We start from the raw sequence: 18,414 nt of genomic DNA, 5'->3' as shown, positions 1-18,414 counted from the left end.
ATGAGAGCTGGGTCACCCGCGGCCGCGCGGAGTTGCCATGACCGCGTAGGATCAGGCGTCGTGAGTGCAGACTCGACCCCCGATCCCGCCCGGACCACCCTTTCGGAGCCGGTCACCATCTCGAAAATTGCGGAAGCCGCAGGCGTATCGGTGCCTACGGTCTCGAAGGTGCTGAACGGACGCGCCGACGTGGCCAGCGACACCCGCGCACGCGTGGAGGAGCTGATCCGCCGCCACGGCTACCGGCGACGCCGGGGCCCGGGCGGAGGCCGTTCGTCCATGGTCGACCTGGTCTTCCACGAACTCGACAGCGCCTGGGCGGTCGAGGTCATCCGGGGCGTGGAGAGCGTGGCGCGCTCGGAGGGGCTCAGCGTCGTGCTGACCGAGTCCGGGGGCGCCCAGACCCCCCGCGACGACTGGGTCGACGCCGTGCTCGCCCGCCAGTCCACCGCCGTCATCCTGGTCTTCTCCGACTTGGCGCCCGAGCAGCGCACCCGCCTGACCGCGCGCGGCATCCCCTTCGTCGTGGTGGACCCGGCGGGGGACCCGGGGCCGGACATGCCCTCGGTGGGCTCGGCCAACTGGAACGGCGGCCTGGTCGCCACCCGCCACCTCATCGAGCTCGGCCACCGGCGCATCGGCGTCATCGGCGGGCCACGGCACGTGCTGTGCAGCAGGGCCCGCATCGACGGCTACGCCTCCGCGCTGGACTCGGCCGGGCTGACGGCCGAACCCGCGCTCGTGCGCTACGGCGACTTCCACGTGGAGAGCGGCCGCGACCGGGGCCGCGAGCTGCTCCGGCTGGACGACCCGCCCACGGCCGTCTTCGCGGGCAACGACCTCCAGGCCATGGGCCTGTACGAGGCCGCCCGCGAGCTGGGCGTGCGCATCCCCGAGGACCTGAGCGTGGTCGGCTACGACGACCTGCCGGTGGCCCGCTGGATGGGGCCGCCGCTGACCACCGTGCGCCAGCCGCTCACCGAGATGGCCGAGGAGGCGACCCGGATGGCGCTCACCCTGGCGCGCGGCGGCACCCCCGCCAACCTGCGCCTGGACCTGGCCACCGACCTGGTGGTCAGACGCAGCAGCGCCCCGCCGGCCGCCTCCTGAGGCGGGCGGTCGGCGGGGCCTCAGTCAGTCCTCCGGGAGGACTCTGTACAGTCCGGCCTCGGCGGGGCCGTGGGGCAGGACCCGCAGGCGGTGGGGCTCGGTCTCGGCGCGCAGCGCGTCCTCGGTGAGCGTCCACCAGTCGTAGCGGACCTCGTCGCGGGTCAGGACCCGGTCCCCCTCATGGACCTCGTAGGTCATGTGCCACTCGACCCGTTCGGGTCCGCTGGGCTCGGCGGCGGCCCAGCCGACGTAGGAGCGGGCGCCGACGCGGACCTGGCTCATCCGCGCCCGCTCCACGCGTTCGGGCCGCAGCGGGGCGGCGAGGTTGAGCAGTACGAAGGCCCCCGGGGCCAGCCTCGGGGCCAGGTCCTCCCACAGGCGGTCGCGCTCGTGGGGGCTGAAGTGGCCGATGAGGTTGGCCATCACCATGCCGCCGATCCGGTCGGGCAGGTGGGCCGAGAGCAGGTCGTCGCCGTCCACGGTCACCCTTCCGCGCAGGCCGGGGTCGTCGGCGATCCGGGAGAGCAGCACGGCCCGCAGCAGGAGTGAGGGCTCCACGGCCAGGACGCGGGCCGTGGGCAGGGCCGCGGCGATGAGCCGGGTTCCGTGGCCGCCGCCCGCACCCGCGTCCACGACGGGGCCGCAGTCCCCGGGCAGGGAGGCCAGTGCCTCGGTCAGGACCGCCCGGTGGTGCTCCCACCACCCGGCGATCATCGGGTCCAGGTACTGCCCGGAGCGGGCGTAGGGGTCGTCGTACTCAGGCATGGCGTGCCTCCTCGCCGTGTCGGATAAAGGTAATGATAATCATTTCCGCACTCCAGCGGTCCCCGTCGTCGGAGCCGTACGGCAGGGGGCGGCCCCCGCCACGGAGGAAATGAAAAGCACAATCATTTCTCCGGGGTCCGGTGTGAAATCCCCATGGGAGGCGGATAAATTCTCCGTGCACCGCCCCGGCGGCGCTTGATGCGCGATCGCTGATCGAATAGTCCTGGATGTGTTCCCGCTTTTTCCGCTGGTCGTTTTCGAGGGGGAGAGATGGCCACACGGCATTCCGTCCACGAGGGGCACGCGCACGAGCACGGTCACGGGTGCGGGCACGTGGCCGTGCCGCACGAGGACCACGTGGACTACGTCCACGACGGCCACCTGCACCATGAGCACGGCGGTCACTGGGACGAGTGCTCCGCTGAGGGGCATTCCGTCCACGAGGGGCACGCGCACGAGCACGGTCACGGGTGCGGGCACGTGGCCGTGCCGCACGAGGACCACGTGGACTACGTCCACGACGGCCACCTGCACCGCGAGCACGAAGGCCACTGGGACGAGCACGCTCCCGACCGCTCCTGACCGCGCCGGCCCGTCCGGGGGCTCCCCGGGCGGGCCGACGGGTCCTCAGGACCTGTGCGTCGGCGTGTTGGACGGGTAGGGCAGCAGGGCCGTCTCGCGCGCGTTCTTGACCGCCGCCGCGATCAGCCGCTGCTGGCGTGCGGTCACCCGCGTGACCCTGCGGCTGCGGATCTTCCCCTTCTCGGAGATGAACTTGCGCAGAAGAGTGGTGTCCTTGTAGTCGATGTAGTCCATGTCTCCCAGTGGATTGGCGAAACTCCGCGTGGGCTTGCGCTTGCCCGGACGGTCTGCTGAAGAGGGCATGTTCACCTTTCTGAGATTCGCGTTCCCGAGGGCGCACGGGCCGTGCGCGCCTCTCTGCCGGGCCGTCGGCAAGCGTCCTCCCCCTCCTCCCCGCCGCCGCCCGTGGTGCCTGAAAACGATTATCGTTCCCAAAATCCTACACGCTCCGCGGGCGGAGCGGACGAGCTCCCGGGCTTCGGAGCCCCTCCCCGGGGGCGTGTGCGAGCACGGCCCCGGATTTCGGGGAGGGCGATGACGCTGACCACCGCGGACGACGGGCTTGGCGTCGAGTACACCGAACACGGTGACTCCCGGGGCGCCCGGTCGTCCTTCTTGCCGGGTTCAAGGCCCCCGCGACTTCCCGGCGCCACCAGGTCCCCGCGCTCTCGGACGCCGGATACCGGGTCTTCGCCGAAGGCATCCCCGCCACCGGCCACGGCACGCCCCTGTGGCGGCGCGGCGTGCGCTCGGTCGGGACACTGCGCGCGATGCGCGGCACCGACCGCGAGACCACCCCGGCCGAACTGGAGCTGCCGGGTGCCTTCAACGCTGGGCTGCTGCGCTTCCTCGCCCGCGTCGAGGGCCTCTGAACGGGGTCGTATCCGCCTCCTCCCGGGCGGGGCGCCGCCGCGTCGGCGGGTCAGGAGGTGTCGGGTCTCCTCTCGCGCCCGACTCCGAGCCGCCCGGGGGAACCCTCCCAGCGAGCCCGGACCCCACCGCGGGGGCCGGAGACGACGGCGGATTCCGGCGTGGTGGGATGTCGGTATGGCTCCGCGGTCGAAACCCCCTGAGGACGCGCACCCCCTGCCGTACTCGGTCCGTAGCACGTTCGGGCCTTCGCACCCGAACCCCGAACCGGCCTCCGGGCCCGCACACGCGGTGACCGCTCCCGAAGCGGCGTTCAGGGTCGCCTCCGGCGGCGGCATCCACGCCTTCCTGATCCTCTTGGCGCCCTTCTCGATCGCGGAAGGCGTCACCTCCGGGTTCTTCCTCGCCGTGCTCACGACTGCCTACGCCGTCCTGCTCACGGTCACCACGCTCCCCGGCCTGATCGCTTTCCTCCTGGAGCGCGGGCGCGCGTCCGGCCGCAGGCGCGAGTCCGAGCACGGGCGCGCGTGCGAGCACGGGCACGCACCCGACCGCGGGGCTCCCACGCTCAGAGCCACGAAAGCCGCTCCCTCCGCGGTCGCGGCCCTGCTCTACGCCGTCTTCCCCGCGTCCATGATGATCACCGAAGGCCCCGACGCCTTGACCATCGCCTTCTCCCTGTTCATCGGCCTGTTCGGCTACCTCGTCCACCGGGCCTGCCTGGCGGTCGCCTTCTCCTTCGCCGCGGGAGCCGTCGTCCGCGTCGCGGCGCTGCTCGCGCCTCCGCTGTTGATCCTGGGCATGGCGTCCGCCCTCCCCTGAACCGGCGGTGATCCCCACCGGCTCCCGTAGCCGGGCACGGGCGGGCCCCGGCGCCGATGCCGACACACTGGTAGGCATCCACGAGGGAGAGAACCGCACCGGTCCCGCCGCGCGTCAGCGGCGGCCGACCGTGCGGTCCGGGTCTAAGGAGGGCGTGGTGAACGGTGGCGCTGGTGGTGTGGATGGTGCGGGTGGTTCCGGCCGGACGTACCGGAAGGCCGAGAAGAGGCGGTCGCAGATCCTGTCGCGTGCGATCGAGGTGTTCGCCGAGCACGGGGTGGGGGCGTCCCTGAGGGCGATCGGCGATGCCATCGGGGTGTCCCACGCGGCGCTGCGCTACTACTTCGCCTCCCGCGACGAGCTCCTGGTGGAGGTCTACCGCGAACACGAGGCGGCGGGGCGCGAGCCCTCGAATCCTGACACCGTCTCGGCGGTCGCGGTGATGGAGCGCAGCGCCGAACGCAACCGCTCCATCCCCGGCCTGGTCGAGCTGTACGCGACGCTGACCACGGACGCGTTGCAGGAGCAGCGGCACCCTGCGACGCGGGAGTTCGTCCGGGCCCGGTTCCGGGCGCTGCGCGCCGACCTCGCCGAGCGCGTCCGCGCCGGTCAGCGCTCCGGTGAGATCGCGGCCGACATCGACCCCGACGATGCGGCGGCCCTGGTGATCGCCGCGTCCGACGGGTTGCAGTTGCAGTGGCTGCTCGACCCGGGGGAGGTGGACGTCTACCGCTCGCTCCAGGTCCTGGAACGGCTGCTGCCCGGCGGGGGAGGGGGAGCCGAGGCCGGAGCCGACGGAACCGGAGCCGACGAGAGCGGCAGGGGAGCCCCGTCGGCCCAGACCCCGTGAACGCGCCCGGGCGCCGTCGCCGGCCCGCGGCGACGACGCCCGAGGTTTCCGCGTCAGGCGCCCGCCGCCCGCAGCGTCGGGCTGGCCGGGTCCCACCCCCGGGGTAGGGGAGCCACCGGCTCCACCGCGGAGGTGATCTCCACCGGCGTTCCGCCGGCCGCCGCGTCGCGGATGCCCAGCAGCACGTCGAGCACGTGCGAGGCCACGGCCCCCGACGCGCGTTCGGTCCCTCCCGCGCGTACCGCGCGGACCAGGTCGACGACCCCGGCCCCGCGACCGTACACGGGTCCCTCGGCGGGCATGGTGACCGGCTCTTCCCGGTCGTAGCGCCACAGGGTCGTGTCCCCGCCGAACGTGTTGGGGTCGGGCAGGACGATCGTGCCCTCGGTACCGTTGACCTCCACCATTCCCGCCCTGTGCAGCGCGTGCTGGAACGAGAACGTGGACTGGGCGGAGCGGCCCGGTCCGAACTCCACCAGCGCGGCGTGGTGCGTCGGCACCTGCACCTCGAACACCTGGCCCGCGCGGGGACCGCTCGCGATCGTGCGGGTCGCGCGGCCGGTGGAGGCCACCGCCTGCACCCGGGTCGCGGCGCCGAAGACGTGCACGAGCGCGGTGACGTAGTAAGGGCCCATGTCGAACAGGGGCCCCGCCCCGTGGGCGAAGAGGAAGTCCGGGTCCGGGTGCCAGGACTCGGGCCCGGGCACGTGGAACATCGTGGTCGCGGTCAGCGGCTCCCCGATGTCGCCGCGGGCGATCGCGCGCAGCGCGGTCTGCGTCCCCGCCCCCAGCACCGTGTCCGGCGCGCATGCGACCCGCAGCCCCGCCTCCCCGGCTCTGGCCAGCAGCGCGGCGGCCGCGTCGTGGTCCAGGGCGATGGGCTTCTCGCTCCACACGTGCTTGCCCGCGTCGAGGATCTGGTGCCCGACCTCGGTGTGCACGGCCGGGACGGTCAGGTTGACCACGACCTCGACGTCCTCGCGCTCCAGCAGCTCCGCCACGCTCCCGGACGCCGGGACGCCGTACGCGTCGGCCTGCGCGGCGGCGCGCGCCAGGTCCAGGTCCGCGACGAAGCGGACCTCGACGTCGGGGAAGCGGGTCAGGTTCTCCAGGTACTGGGTCGAGATGTTGCCCGCGCCGATGACACCGACCCCGGCGGCCCCGCTCCCGGTGCGCGTCATCGGTCGTTCTCCCCGAGCCAGGCCATCGACCGCGCGATGCCGTCGAACACGTCGCCCGCGTAGGCGTCGAACTCGACCACGCGGATCGCCCTCGGCGCGGCCTCCAGGACCGCGCGGACGTCGACTTCGCCCTCGCCCGCCGGCCGCTGACGTGTCACGTCGCCGTCCAGGGTGCCGTCCTTGACGTGGATCAACCGCACCCGGTCGCCGAACGCCCGCAGCAGCGCGGCTGCGTCGGCGCCGCCGACCCCCGCCCAGTAGGTGTCCACCTCCAGCACGACCCTCGGCTCGAGGTGCTCCACGAACACCTCCAGCGCGTGCCTGTCGCCGATGCGGGAGCTCAGCTCCCAGGCGTGGTTGTGGTAGCCGAAATCCAGGCCCCGTTCGGCGGCCAGCTCCGCCAGCCGGTTCACGCGCTCGGCGAGTCCGGCCACCTGGTCGGCGGTCTGCCACCGCTCGGCCGGGACCAGCGGGTCGATGACCGTCGCGATGCCCAGTTCGGCGGCCGCGTCGAAGACCGCCTCGGGGGTCTGGGAGTCGATCACGGGGGCGTGGCCGGAGGGCGCGGTGACGCCCGTCGCGGCGAACACGCGCCGGTACTCCCCGGTGTCCAGGTGGAACGCGTACGGCTCCACGTGGGCGAACCCGATCTCGGCCAGGCGTGCGACGGCGCTCTCCAAGCCGTCGGCGAGTTCGTCGCGGACCGAGTACAGCTGCACGGATGTTGTCGGCACGGGGGGCTCCTTCGTTGGCTCGGGCATCGCCCTGTCGCTCGCATCGCGGCACGCCCCCGAGGGTGCGGGGCGGGACCGCCCACCCAGATTCTTACATTGGAAGATTTTTGTCCAGGGTTTTTCCGTGCGCACGGCCCGGGCGCACGGTCCGGGCGGGCGCGCCCCAGCGCACGGCAGGACCGGGAGGGCACGCCGAGGGGCCGGGCGGCGCCCCGGCGGAGGGGGTGCCGTCCGGCCGTGCGCACGCGCGCGACTGGTCCGCGGGGGATCCCCGGCGGAGCGGGGGTCAGGCGGTGGGGGCCTCCGCCTCCTCGTCGGCCTCCCGCTGGGGTGTGACGACCTCCAGGCCCACGCCCAGCTCCCGGATCGCGCGCACGGAGGACTCGGAGAGGCGGTCGTCGGTGATCACCGAGGCGAAGCTCGTGAGCGCGGCGACCTTGAACGTGCCGAAGGCCCCGTACTTGTCGGCCCCGGCGACCAGCACCGACGTCGAGGCCGCCGCCATGGCCGCGCGCTTGACCGCGACCTTCGCGCGCGAGGGCGTGGTGGTACCCCGGCTCAGGTCCCACGAACTCGTCGAGACGAAGGCGACGTCGATGTTGAACTCCTCGATGGTGGCGGCCGCGATGTCGCCGACCGAGGAGCGGTTCTCGCGGTCGATCTGCCCGCCGATGAGGAAGAGGGTCACGTCGGGGTGGTCGGTGAGGGAGGCGGCGGTGGTGATGTCGTTGGTGATGACGGTGAGGCCGGTGACGCTCCACAGCGACGGCACCAGGTGCCCCAGCGTCGTGCCCGCGTCCAGGTAGACGGTCTGCCCCTCGCCGACCAGGGCCGCCGCAGCACGGGCCATCGCCCGCTTCTCGGCCACGTCCACCCGCGACTTGTCGCGGTAGGAGGGCTCCGAGCGCACCTGCGAGACCAGTTCGACGCCGCCGGGCACCGAGCGGACCCGCCCCTCCTCCTCCAGCGTCATGATGTCGCGGCGCACCGTCATGTGCGAGACGTCGAGGATCTCGCACAGCTCCTTCACGCTCAGCACGCCCGTACCGCGCAGCTCACGCACGAGCAGCTCACGCCGTTGCGCCGGAATCATCGCTCTCCCTCGGTTCCACTCATGGGCATCATGGTAACGAGTGTTCTCAGATGGTACCAGTCGTGATAATTATTGACTCTAATGTTCCGCTGGTGTTAAACATGGCGTGTTGCCGTAGCGGCTTGGCACACACGTGCCCCCGCGGGGCCGGAAGAAGGAGAACCCATGCAAGCCACCGACGCCACCACGGCGCCGCCACCGCCCGTGCGCTACGCGCTCACCGGAGCCCGCGGCGGTTTCGCGCGCACCCTGCTCGCCCAGACCCCGCGGATGGAACGGCTGCGGCCCTCGGTCCTGTGCGACCTGGACACCGAGGGGACGATCGCGCTGTGCGCCGAGCTCGGCTACCCCGCCGACGCGCTGACGGTGTGCTCCAGCGCGGACGAGGTGGCCGCGCTGGCCGACGGGCGCATCGCGGTGATCGCCGACGCCGGCCTCCTCGAACACGCCGGCTACGACGTGCTCGTCGAGGCCACCGGCAGCCCCGAGGCGGGCACCCGGGCCGCGCGGACCGCCATCGCGGCCGGACGCCACGTGGTCATGGTCTCCAAGGAGGTCGACTCCGTTTCCGGGATCGCACTGGCCGACCTCGCCCGGGAACGGGGCGTGGTCTACACCCCCGGCATCGGCGACCAGCCCGCCAACCTCATCGAGTGGTACGAGCGGACCCGCCTGCTGGGCCTGGACGTCGTCGCGATCGGCAAGTCGGGCGAGTACGACCTGGTCTTCGACCCGGACACCGGCCGCGTGCGCCAGCTCGACCAGGAGGTCGACGCACCCGGCCTGGCCGCTCTGCTCACCCTGGGCGAGAACGTGCCCGCCACGCTCGCCGCCCGCGCCCGCGCGGTGGCGGGCCTGTCGCGCTCGGCCGCCGCCGACTACTGCGAGATGGGGGTCGTGGCCAACCACACGGGCCTGGTGCCCGACACCGAGGCGCTGCACTACCCCGTCGCGCGCGTCGCCGAACTCGCCGACGTCTACTCCCTCGCCGAGGACGGCGGAATCCTCTCCCGGTCCGGTGCCGTGGACGTCTTCAGCGTGCTCCGCCTGCCCGAGGAGGCCTCCTTCGCCGGAGGGGTCTTCGCCGTCGTCCGCACCGGAGACCCCGTCTCCTGGGCACTGCTCGCGCAGAAGGGCCACGTGGTCTCGCGCTCGGGGCGCTACGCCTGCCTGTACCTGCCCTACCACCTCATGGGCGTGGAGACCCCGCTGAGCCTGCTGGACGCCGTGGACCGCCGCCGCGCGGTGACCCCCCGGCGCCCCGCCCCGCACGCGGTCCTGGCCGGGCGCGCCCGGCGCGACCTCACCGCCGGGACCAGGCTGGACATGGGCGGACACCACCACGACGTCCAGGGGGTGGCCCCCGTCCTGCTGGACACCGCCGACGCCCCTGACGACGTCGCACCGCTCTACCTGGCGGCCCACGCCACCCTGGGCCGCGACGTCGCGGCGGGCGCACTGGTGCGCCTGGACGACCTGGCCGACGCCAGCGCCCCCCTCCTGGACGCCTGGCGCCACGCCCGCACGCACCTGTGAACGATCGGACCCACTGACATGTCGGACATCTACACTCTGTTGGCGTTCCTCACCGCCATCGCGGTACTCGTACTGCTCATCGCACGCTTCAAGGTCCACCCCGTGGCCACGCTGTTCATGGTGGTCGTGGCGCTCGGCCTGGTCCTGGGCATGGGCGGCACCGAGACCATCGAACTCGTCACCGAGGGCTTCGGCGGCACGCTCGCCAGCGTCGGCCTTCTGGTCATCTTCGGCTGCGTCCTCGGCAGGATGCTCGAACTGAGCGGCGCGGCCACCAAGATCACCGAGACCGCCCTGAACATGTTCGCGGAGAAGAGGGTGCCCTGGGCGATCGCCCTGGCCTCGACCGTGCTGGGCATCCCCCTCATCGCCGACACCGCGGTCGTCATGCTCATCCCGATCGTCTCCGCCCTGGCATACCGCACGGGCATGTCGATGATGAAGCTCGGCCCGATCCTCTACCTCGGCGCCTACATCATGACCTCGGTCGTCCCGCCCGGCCCCGGCCCGCTCGCGTCGGCCTCGCTGCTCGGAGTCAGCATGGGCGAGGCCATCCTCTACGGCCTGATGGTGGGCGTCCCCGGCGTCATCGCCGCGACGGTCTACCTGTCCTTCATCAAGACCTACGTGCCGCCCAAGCCGGAGTTCGTCGAACACCTGGCGGGCGCGGGCGGCCCGGGCGCCCCCTCCGCCGGCGCCCCGGGGGACTCCGAGGGCACCGGCCCCAAGACCGCCTCCGACGGCGCCGCGGCCCCCGCCAACGTGGGCCTGCTCGGCTCCCTGGTGCCGATCCTGGCCCCCATCGTCCTCATCATCGTCGCCTCCACGGCCGGTCCGGTGCTCCCGGAGGGGGCCTGGTTCACCGAGGCCGTCCTGTTCGTCGGCGAGCCGACGGTGGCGCTCTTCCTCGCCTGCCTGCTGGCCCTGCCGCTGTTCCGCGGGCGCTGGAAGGACAAGGCCACCCTCAACGACCTGTTCGAGGCGGGCCTGCGCATCGCCGCGATGCCCCTGGCCCTCACCGGCGTCGGCGGAGCGCTGGCCACCATCATCCGGGAGACCGGCGTGGCCGAGAACGTCGCCGCGGGCATCGAGGGCACCGGCATGTCACCGGTCGTCATCCCCTTCCTCGTCGGCGCGGCGGTCTGCACGATCACCGGCTCCAACATCCTGGGCGTGATGACCTCGGCGGCCATCATGCAGCCCCTGATGGACGACCTCGGCCTGGCGCCGATCGTGGTGTACCTGGCCTGCGCCACCGGCGCCCAGATCATGAAGCACGCCAACTCGTCCGGGTTCTGGGTCACCACCACGCTGTCCAACATGACGGTGGGCCAGGGCATCCGGTCGATCGGTGTCGCCTCGTTCCTCTCGGGCGTCACCGGGTTCCTCGTGCTCAACGTCATGATCGCGACCGGCGTCGTCTGATCCGGCCCGCCCGTTCCACAGAGGGGTTCCGGCGCGCCCGGCCACAGGGCCGCACGGCGCGTCGGAACCCCTCCGCCCGACCGATCAGCCCCGACCACAGGGAGTACCTCACATGGCGACCCTCGGCGTGATCGCCGACGACCTCACCGGAGCGACCGACGTCGCGATCGCCCTCACCGCGTCCGGCCACCGGACCACGGTCGTCCTGGACACGCGGGACCCCGGCGGCGCCGACCCCGTCGCCGCCGCGGCGGAGGGGGCCGACGCCGTCGTCGTGGCCCTGAAGTCGCGCACCACACCCGCCGACGCGGCGGTCGCGGCCTCGCTGGACGCCCTCGCCCGGCTGCGGAGCGCGGGGTGCGAGCGGTTCTACCTCAAGTACTGCTCCACCTTCGACTCCACCCCGGACGGCAACATCGGCCCGGTCGCGGAGGCGGTCCTCGACGCCCTCGGCGAGGACGTCACGGTCGTCGCACCCGCCTTCCCCGCCAACGGGCGCACCGTCTACCGAGGCCACCTCTTCGTGGGAGACGACCCCCTCGACGAGTCCCCGATGCGCCACCACCCGCTCACGCCCATGACCGACTCCAGCCTTCCGCGCCTGCTCGCCCCCCAGGTCAGCGGCGGCGCGGACGACGTCGCGCTGGTGCCCTGGCCGGTGGTGGCCCGAGGGGCCGACGCTGTGCGCGGCGCCATCGCGTCGGCCAGCGCGGAGGGGGCCCGGTTCGTGGTCGTGGACGCCCTGACCGACGCCGACCTGCGCACGCTCGCCGACGCGACGCGGGACCTGCGCCTGCTGACCGGCGGCAGCGCCCTGGCCCAGGGGCTCACCGGCCCCCACGGGACCGGCCGCCTGCCGCTCACCCCGCCCCCGGGGCCGCGCGTCGTGCTCTCGGGCAGCGCCTCGCGTGCGACCCAGGGCCAGGTGCGCCACGCCCTCGCCCACGGCGGGGGACACCACCTGCTCCCGTCCGACCTGCGCCGGGACTTCGGGGCGACGGTGTCGCTTGCCGTGGAACGCGCACTGGAGGGCGGCGAGTCCCCGTTCGTTGTGTACGCGACCGCCGCACCCGAACACGTCGTGGACACCGCCGACGCGCCGCTCATCGAGGAGGCGCTGGCCGAGATCGCCGCACGCCTGGTCACCTCGGGAGCGCGCGCGCTCCTGGTAGCGGGCGGGGAGACCAGCGGAGCCGTCGTGCGGCGCCTGGGAGTGGCGTCGCTGGCGCTGGGGCCCGAGATCGACCCGGGCGTCGCGTGGACGCTCGGAAACAGCGACGGCGAGGACGTCCAGCTCATGCTCAAGTCCGGCAACTTCGGTCGTGAGGACCTGTTCGTCCGAGCCTGGGAGGGGGACAAGTGAACCGCGAAGCGCGCGAGGCGGCCCGGGAGCTGTGCGCGGTCGGACGCCGCGCCGTCGAACTGGGGCTCAGTCCGGGCGCCTCGGGCAACGTGTCCGCGCGGGCCGGGGAACTGACCCTGATGAGCCCCACGGGGGTCTCACTGCGCGACCTCGACCCCGAGGGACTGTCCGTCCTGGACGGGGAGGGCGAGCACGTCGCCGGTCCGCCCCCCTCCAAGGAGTTCCCGCTCCACCAGGCGATGTACCGGCGGGTCGCGGACGCGGGCGCCGTCGTCCACCTGCACTCGCCGCACGCCTGCGCGGCCTCGTGCCTGCCCGCCTGGTCGGAGGCCTCCGCGCTGCCGCCCGTCACGCCCTATCTGGTCATGCGGGTCGGCCAGGCGCCCCTGGTGCCCTACGCGGCGCCGGGCAGCGACCGGCTCGCCGACAACCTCTCCCGCCTGCCTGGGCGGTTCCGCGCGGCCCTGCTGGCCAACCACGGTTCGATCGTGGCCGCCGCCGGTCCGGCGGCCGCCCTGGACGGCGCCGTCGAGCTGGAGGAGGCCTCGCGCATCGTCGTGTCGCTGCGGGGGAGCGAGTTCTCCGTGCTCTCGCCCGAGGACGTGCGCGAGCTGACCGGGCGCTACGGCACCGAATGGGACCTGTGACTCCGCGTCGGGGGTGACCTCCCCGCCCGCCCCGTACGCGACGGTGGGGCGGGCGGGAAAGTCCCAGGAGCACCGCATATGGCACCGACCGAAACCGTTGCCTGTGCGACGTGAGGGCCTTGGCCTGCGGTGACCCTGTGCCTACAGCGAGTCCGGAGCGCCGGACCCCGCCACAGGCGCAAGACCCCGGTGGAGGGGGCGGTCCATCGCTCCCCTGCGGTGACCGAGTCAGGGGGAAGGGGACGGCCCCGCCGGCGCCGGCACACCGGCGAGACCGAGTATGAGGTCGCGGACCTCGGTGGCCGCGACGCGCTGCCGGGCGGAGCCGGGGTCGGAGCACAGCACCAGGGGGCCGTCGTCGGGGTCGGAGTGCGCGCGCCCGTGGGTGCCGCGCACGCAGCCCGGATCGAGCGGGACCACGTTCATGGCGTAGCGCAGGCCCGCCTTCTTGCGGGCGAGGTTGGCCGCCGCGCGGGCTCTGACCAGACGGTCGGCGGGATCCAGGAAGAGTTCGGCGGGGTCGTAGCCCGGCTTGCGGTGGATGTCCACGCCCCGCGCGAAGTCCGGCGCCGCCGCGTCGCGCAGCCAGTAGTAGTAGGTGAACCAGGCGCCCGGATCGGCGACGAGGACCAGCTCGCCGGAGCGCTCGTGGTCCAGCCCGTGCTCCGCCTGCCCGTCGCGGTCCAGGACCAGGTCCACCCCCTCCACGCCCGCCAGGAGGCGGGCGACCCCGGGCACGTCGCCGGGTTCGCGGACGTAGACGTGCGCGCACTGGTGGTCGGCCACCGCGAAGGCGCGCGACTCCCACGGGTCCAGGTACTCCATCCCGTGCTGGGTGTACACCTCCAGCAGTCCGGCCTCGCGCAGCACCCGGTTGACGTGCACGGGCCTGTCGGCGGGGGTGATGCCGTACTCGCTCAGGACCATCACGGCGGTGCCCGAGCGCTCGGCGTCGTCCAGCAGGGGAGCCAGGGCCGCGTCCATGTCGGCCACCGCCCGGCGTGCCTGCTCGGAGCCGGGCCCGTACCGTTGCAGGTCGTAGTCCAGGTGGGGGACGTAGCACAGGGTCAGGTCGGCCCTCGGCATCAGCCTGCGGGTCGCGGCCACGATCCACTCGGTGGAGCGCAGCGACGCGGTCGGCCCCCAGTACTGGAAGAGCGGGAAGGGCCCCAGCTCCGAGGTCAGCTCGTCGTGGAGGTCGGGCGGGCGGGTGTAGCAGTCGGGGGACTTGCGCCCGTCGGCGTGGTAGACCGGCCTCGGCGTCACGGTCCAGTCGGTGGTGGCGCCCATGGCGTACCACCAGCACACGTTCGCGGTGCGAAAACCCGGTCGGTGCCGCCGGGCGGTCTCCCACACCTTCTCTCCCCGGACCAGGCGGTTGTGCTGGCGCCACAGGTACACCTCGCCCAGGTCCCGGAAGTACCAGCCGTTGCCGACGGCGCCGTGCCCGGCGGGGGTCCGGCCGGTCAGGAACGTGGACTGGACGGTGCAGGTCACGGCGGGCAGGACGGTCTCCAGCGGTGCCTGCCAGCCCTTCTCGGCCACGGCGCGCAGCCGGGGCGCGTGCCGCAGCAGCCGGGGCGTGAGCCCGACCGCGTCGACCACGAGCAGGCGCGGTTCCTCCGTCGGCATGGGGGTGTCCCTTCGGTTCGCGGGGTCTCAGAGCGGGGTCAGGCCCAGGTCGGTCAGCCGGTCGCGGGTCCAGGCCACCTCGGCGGCTATGCCCTCGGCGAGTCCCTTCCCGTCGGCCGGGCGCCGCTCCCTCGGCAGCACCGACCAGGTGTAGGTCTCCACTTCCACGTGGTCGGTGCGCGCGCCGCCGGGCCCCAGAAGGAGCCCCAGGGTGTCGGTGAGGTGCCCGTTGGTCCCGCGCAGCGGGCCGGTGGCGGGCGCGTGCAGGGGCACGTGGAAGTGGGTGCGCCAGGGCGCGCCGCCGGGCAGGGGGTCGGCGCCGCCCAGCGCCTCGTCCAAGTCGTCGCGGCCCTGCCGCGCCCCGTCCCGGCCGTGCACGCGCGTCTGGTGCAGGAAGCGGTCCTCGGCGAAGGCGGCGAGGGCCTCGCGCGCGGCCGGGTCGGCGGGGTCGGGGACCTCCACTGCCGCCGACGCCTGGGTCTTGACCACGGGCAGGCCCGCGCCGGAGAGCCGTTCCAGGGCCGCTCCCGGCTCCTCGAAGGCCGTCGCCAGGTGGCAGGTGTCCAGGCACACTCCCAGGTGCGGCGGCGGGCCCCCGAGCAGGCGGGCCGCGTCCCGGGTGGTCTCGACGACGCACCCCGGTTCGGGCTCCAGCCCCACCCGCACCGGGCGTCCCCGCCGTGCCAGGTCCTCCAGGGCGTCGGAGAGTTCGGCCAGGTGCGCGCGGGCTGCGGACAGGCGGCCGGGGTCCCACGGTTCGCGCCAGGCCAGGGGAAGGGTGGAGACGCTGCCGCGCGCGGCGTCGTCGGGCAGCAGCCGGGCCAGCACCCGGGCGCAGTCCACCGTGTAGTCCAGCCGGGCCCGGTCGGTCCAGTCGGGGAGGTACACGGCCCGTTTGACCACGGGCGCGTGGAACCCGCTGTAGGGGAAGGCGTTGAGGGTCACCGTCTCCAGCCCGGCGGCCTCCAGCTCCGCGCGCAGCCGGTCGGTCAGGTGCGGGTCCGCCGCCAGCTCCCGGGCCAGCGGGGCGGGCAGCCACAGGCCCAGGCCGAGCCGGTCCGCGCCCAGGGCCTCTCGCACCCCGCCGCCGTGGACGCGGATCTGGCGCAGGACGCCGTCCAGGTCCTCGGCGGGGTGCACGTTGGTGCAGTAGGCCAGGTGGACGACCGTTCCGTCGGGGTGGCGCAGCCTCACGCGGCACCTCCGCCCGCGCGCTCGCCGCGCAGCACCGAGTTCCCCGAGTAGGTCGCGGTGCGGTCGGCCCCGTGCACGTCGTCCAGCAGCAGGCGTCCGCTGCGGCCGTAGAACTCCACGGGGTTGTCCCACAGCACGCGTTCGACGTCGCGGTCGGTGAAGCCCGCGGCGAGCATGGCCTCGCCGGTGCGCAGCGTGGCGAGCGGGTCGCTGCGGCCCCAGTCGGCGGCCGAGTTGACCACCATCCGCTCCGCGCCCCACTCCGACAGGACGCGCACCATGCGCTCCGGGCTCATCTTGGTGTCGGGGTAGATGGAGAAGCCCAGCGTGCAACCCGACTCGTGCACCATGGCCACGGTCGCCTCGTTGAGGTGGTCCACGAGCACCCGCTCGGGAGCGATCCCCGACTCGGCGACCAGTCGGAGGGTGCGGCGGGTCCCGGCCGCCTTGTCCCGGTGCGGGGTGTGCACCAGGACGGGCAGCCCGAACTCCCCGGCCAGCTCCAGCTGGTGGCGGAAGGCCCTCTCCTCCTCAGCGGTGCCGGAGTCGAAGCCCACCTCGCCGACCGCCACCACGCCGTCCTTGGCCAGGTAGCGGGGGAGCAGGTCCAGCACCCCCGACAGGCGGGGGTCGTTGGCCTCCTTCGGGTTGAGCGCGATCGTGCAGTGGTGGCGGATCCCGAACCGCTCGGCCCGGAACCGCTCCCAGCCCACGAGGCCGTCGAAGTAGTCGCGGAACGAACCCACGCCGGTCCGGGGCTGGCCCAGCCAGAACGAAGGCTCGACCACCGCACGCACCCCGGCGGCGTACATCGCCTCGTAGTCGTCGGTGGTGCGCGAGGTCATGTGGATGTGCGGGTCGAAGATACGCATCACGCCTCCGTTCGGTGGGTGTCCAGGCGGGCGGCCCGCCCGGGGAAGTGCCGCAGCACCAGGTGGACGTCGTCGGGTACCGGCCGCCCCGCCAGGACCCGTTCCTCGGCGTGGTCGGCGCACATGCGCGCCAGCTCCTCGTCGGCGCGGTCGGGCAGCCCGGCCGCCGACCCCAGCGGCACCCCGGTGAACAGGCACTTGAGGATTCCCTGGCGCCAGGAGTCGGCGTCGAGCAGGGCCGTAGCCGCGCTGGCGGACGCCGCCGCGAGCAGCCGGGTGTCGTTGGCGCGCATCGCGTCGGCCAGCAGCTCGCGCGCCGCGTCGGCCACCTCCTCCCGGCCGTCGCCGAGCGCGTCGAGCGCGTCCAGGCCGCGCAGGACGGCGCGCCGCTCTCCCGCGTCACCGTGGTGGTACAGGTCGCGGACCTCGCGGGCCAGCTCCGGTGGGTCCAGGGCCCCGGCCAGCGCGGACAGCAGCTCCACCCGCGCCATGTCCTCCAGGGTCGGCCCGGCCACCCCGTCGGGGTCGCCCGACGGACCGGCCCCGCGCGCCACGCTCCTGGCCACCGCGGGGAAGAGCACGGCGATCCGCGCGGGCCGCTCGCGCACCTGCCCGACCCGGGCGGCCAGCGCACCGCGCGCCGCGTCCGTGTCCAGGAAGGCGTACTCCCCGCTCACCCCTCCGCCCTCCGCTCACGCGAGTCGGCAAGCGCCCGCCTGAGCGCGCGGATCGACCGCTCGGCCACCAGGGGGGCGGCGTGCCCGTGCCGGGGCAGCTCCACCGACGCCAGGCCCCGGTAGCCGACCTCCTCCAGTGCGCCCAGGACCCCGGGCAGGTCGATCTCGCCCTCACCGAACTCCAGGTGCTCGTGCACGCCCGGCAGCATGTCGTCCAGTTGGACGTTGGCGATCAGGGCCCCGGCCCGCCGGACCGCGCCCTCGGGGCCGTCCGGCTCGTTGCACACGCCGTGCCCGACGTCCACCGTCACCCGCAGCCGCGGCGGACCGCCTAGCCGCTCGCGCAGCTCCAGCGCGTCGGCCACCCGTTCGGCGAACATGCCGGGCTCGGGCTCGAACGCGCAGTCCACGCCCAGGTCGTCGGCGGTGGCCAGGACCCGCTCCACACCCGAGGTCAACCGCGACCAGCCCTGCGCCCGGCTCACCCCCGCCGGTAGGACGCCCGACCAGAAGGAGACGGCCTCTGCCCCCAGGCCGTCGGCGACGCGCACCGCGCGGCGCAGCAGGTCCACCCGCAGTTCGGCGCCCTCGTCGGAGACCAGGGTGGGCTCGTGCTTGCGGCGCGGGTCCATCAGGTAGCGGGCGCCGGTCTCCACGACCACCGCCAGCCCCAGTTCGGACAGCCGCCGACCGATGCGGGCGGTGCGCGCGAAGGCGTCCGGAGCGAAGGGGTCCAGGTGCGGGTGGTCAAGGGTCAGCCCCACCCCCTCGTAGCCGAGGTCGGCGATTACGGCTAGCGCGTCGTCCAGCCGGTGGTCCCAGAAGCCGTTGGTGCCGTATCCGAACCTCAAGTGAACGACACCGCCTTGGACGCCCGCGCCGCCACGGGCGCGCCGACGGCGAGCGCGCACGCCACGTCCGGCGCGCCGTACCCGGCCAGCAGGGCCGCCTGGAGCGGGACCATCCCCCGGATGCCCGCCCCGGTCGCCGCGCGCGCGTGGTGCGCCCCGGGTTCGACCAGCGCCCTGGCCTGCGCGGACCCCACCCCCAGCGCGAAGACC

At 73.7% G+C, this 18,414-nt stretch carries 18 protein-coding genes and 1 pseudogene; 8 read left to right on the top strand and 11 right to left on the bottom strand.

Going from position 1 to position 18,414, the window contains the following annotated elements; translation table 11 throughout:
* Nucleotides 1-60: 60 nt before the first annotated feature.
* Entirely contained in the window at nt 61-1,110 is a 1,050-nt protein-coding gene (locus ABD54_RS00995; protein WP_082166612.1) for a LacI family DNA-binding transcriptional regulator, read from the top strand.
* Nucleotides 1,111-1,134: 24 nt separating this feature from the next.
* Here ABD54_RS00995 and ABD54_RS00990 read toward each other — a convergent pair whose 3' ends face one another.
* The gene (locus tag ABD54_RS00990) at nt 1,135-1,875 is read right to left on the bottom strand and encodes a class I SAM-dependent methyltransferase (protein ID WP_047867524.1); all 741 of its coding nucleotides are present in this window, start codon (nt 1,873-1,875) and stop codon (nt 1,135-1,137) included.
* 270 nt (nt 1,876-2,145) lie between these two features.
* On the opposite strand from ABD54_RS00990, the gene ABD54_RS00985 reads away from it, so the two are divergent.
* The gene (locus ABD54_RS00985; protein ID WP_047867523.1) at nt 2,146-2,457 is read left to right on the top strand and encodes a hypothetical protein; all 312 of its coding nucleotides are present in this window, start codon (nt 2,146-2,148) and stop codon (nt 2,455-2,457) included.
* Nucleotides 2,458-2,502: 45 nt separating this feature from the next.
* Here ABD54_RS00985 and rpsR read toward each other — a convergent pair whose 3' ends face one another.
* Nucleotides 2,503-2,760, bottom strand: coding sequence for a 30S ribosomal protein S18 (gene rpsR, locus ABD54_RS00980; RefSeq protein ID WP_047867583.1), 258 nt, complete (start codon nt 2,758-2,760; stop codon nt 2,503-2,505).
* 858 nt (nt 2,761-3,618) lie between these two features.
* Between rpsR and ABD54_RS00975 the strand changes: the two genes are divergently transcribed.
* Together ABD54_RS00975 and ABD54_RS00970 are read left to right on the top strand one after the other, a co-directional pair.
* On the top strand, nt 3,619-4,149 hold the full coding sequence (locus tag ABD54_RS00975; protein WP_047867522.1) for a hypothetical protein: 531 nt from the start codon (nt 3,619-3,621) through the stop codon (nt 4,147-4,149).
* Between the two features lie 157 nt (nt 4,150-4,306).
* Nucleotides 4,307-4,999, top strand: a complete 693-nt coding sequence (locus ABD54_RS00970) for a TetR/AcrR family transcriptional regulator (protein ID WP_235431917.1) — start codon at nt 4,307-4,309, stop codon at nt 4,997-4,999.
* 53 nt (nt 5,000-5,052) lie between these two features.
* Here the strand turns inward: ABD54_RS00970 and ABD54_RS00965 are convergent, their stop codons facing one another.
* The 3 genes from ABD54_RS00965 to ABD54_RS00955 all read right to left on the bottom strand — a co-directional run bounded on the left by ABD54_RS00965 (nt 5,053) and on the right by ABD54_RS00955 (nt 8,007).
* A complete protein-coding gene (locus ABD54_RS00965) occupies nt 5,053-6,180 on the bottom strand; it encodes a Gfo/Idh/MocA family protein (RefSeq protein ID WP_047867520.1) in 1,128 nt (375 codons plus the stop codon).
* Nucleotides 6,177-6,914 carry a sugar phosphate isomerase/epimerase gene (locus ABD54_RS00960; RefSeq protein ID WP_235431916.1) on the bottom strand — a complete coding sequence of 246 codons (738 nt, stop codon included), beginning with the start codon at nt 6,912-6,914 and terminating at the stop codon, nt 6,177-6,179. The genes ABD54_RS00965 and ABD54_RS00960 overlap by 4 nt, the downstream gene beginning before the upstream one ends.
* Before the next feature lie 286 nt (nt 6,915-7,200).
* On the bottom strand, nt 7,201-8,007 hold the full coding sequence (locus ABD54_RS00955; protein WP_013153364.1) for a DeoR/GlpR family DNA-binding transcription regulator: 807 nt from the start codon (nt 8,005-8,007) through the stop codon (nt 7,201-7,203).
* 165 nt (nt 8,008-8,172) lie between these two features.
* Here ABD54_RS00955 and ABD54_RS00950 point away from each other — a divergent pair, with 165 nt between their 5' ends.
* From ABD54_RS00950 to ABD54_RS00935, 4 genes are all read left to right on the top strand, one after another.
* A complete protein-coding gene (locus ABD54_RS00950; protein ID WP_047867518.1) occupies nt 8,173-9,543 on the top strand; it encodes a homoserine dehydrogenase in 1,371 nt (456 codons plus the stop codon).
* An 18-nt stretch (nt 9,544-9,561) separates the two neighbouring features.
* The gene (locus tag ABD54_RS00945) at nt 9,562-10,968 is read left to right on the top strand and encodes a GntP family permease (protein WP_047867517.1); all 1,407 of its coding nucleotides are present in this window, start codon (nt 9,562-9,564) and stop codon (nt 10,966-10,968) included.
* Between the two features lie 112 nt (nt 10,969-11,080).
* Nucleotides 11,081-12,331 (top strand): 3-oxo-tetronate kinase, encoded by a 1,251-nt coding sequence (gene otnK, locus ABD54_RS00940; RefSeq protein ID WP_047867516.1) that lies wholly within the window; start codon nt 11,081-11,083, stop codon nt 12,329-12,331.
* The gene (locus ABD54_RS00935; RefSeq protein WP_047867515.1) at nt 12,328-12,978 is read left to right on the top strand and encodes a class II aldolase/adducin family protein; all 651 of its coding nucleotides are present in this window, start codon (nt 12,328-12,330) and stop codon (nt 12,976-12,978) included. Before otnK ends, ABD54_RS00935 begins: the two co-directional genes overlap by 4 nt.
* A gap of 228 nt (nt 12,979-13,206) precedes the next feature.
* Here the strand turns inward: ABD54_RS00935 and ABD54_RS00930 are convergent, their stop codons facing one another.
* The 6 genes and pseudogenes from ABD54_RS00930 to ABD54_RS00905 form a co-directional block, all read right to left on the bottom strand.
* Entirely contained in the window at nt 13,207-14,610 is a 1,404-nt protein-coding gene (locus tag ABD54_RS00930; protein ID WP_047867514.1) for an alkaline phosphatase family protein, read from the bottom strand.
* 27 nt (nt 14,611-14,637) lie between these two features.
* Nucleotides 14,638-15,804: a metabolite traffic protein EboE gene (eboE, locus tag ABD54_RS00925; RefSeq protein WP_047867513.1), complete on the bottom strand. Its 1,167-nt coding sequence runs from the start codon at nt 15,802-15,804 to the stop codon at nt 14,638-14,640.
* Nucleotides 15,801-16,676: a TatD family hydrolase gene (locus ABD54_RS00920; protein WP_047867512.1), complete on the bottom strand. Its 876-nt coding sequence runs from the start codon at nt 16,674-16,676 to the stop codon at nt 15,801-15,803. Before ABD54_RS00920 ends, eboE begins: the two co-directional genes overlap by 4 nt.
* Complete coding sequence (locus tag ABD54_RS00915; RefSeq protein ID WP_053063493.1) at nt 16,676-17,353, bottom strand: EboA domain-containing protein; 678 nt, start codon at nt 17,351-17,353, stop codon at nt 16,676-16,678. The genes ABD54_RS00920 and ABD54_RS00915 overlap by 1 nt, the downstream gene beginning before the upstream one ends.
* Complete coding sequence (locus tag ABD54_RS00910) at nt 17,350-18,204, bottom strand: sugar phosphate isomerase/epimerase (protein ID WP_047867511.1); 855 nt, start codon at nt 18,202-18,204, stop codon at nt 17,350-17,352. The genes ABD54_RS00915 and ABD54_RS00910 overlap by 4 nt, the downstream gene beginning before the upstream one ends.
* Nucleotides 18,201-18,414, bottom strand: a pseudogene (locus ABD54_RS00905) (4-hydroxybenzoate polyprenyltransferase); the annotation flags it as partial. The pseudogene ABD54_RS00905 and the gene ABD54_RS00910, both read right to left, overlap by 4 nt.

Source organism: Nocardiopsis sp. RV163, assembly GCF_001029525.1.
Classification (GTDB): Bacteria; Actinomycetota; Actinomycetes; order Streptosporangiales; family Streptosporangiaceae; genus Nocardiopsis; species Nocardiopsis dassonvillei.
This window is presented reverse-complemented; position numbering and strand designations above follow the sequence as displayed.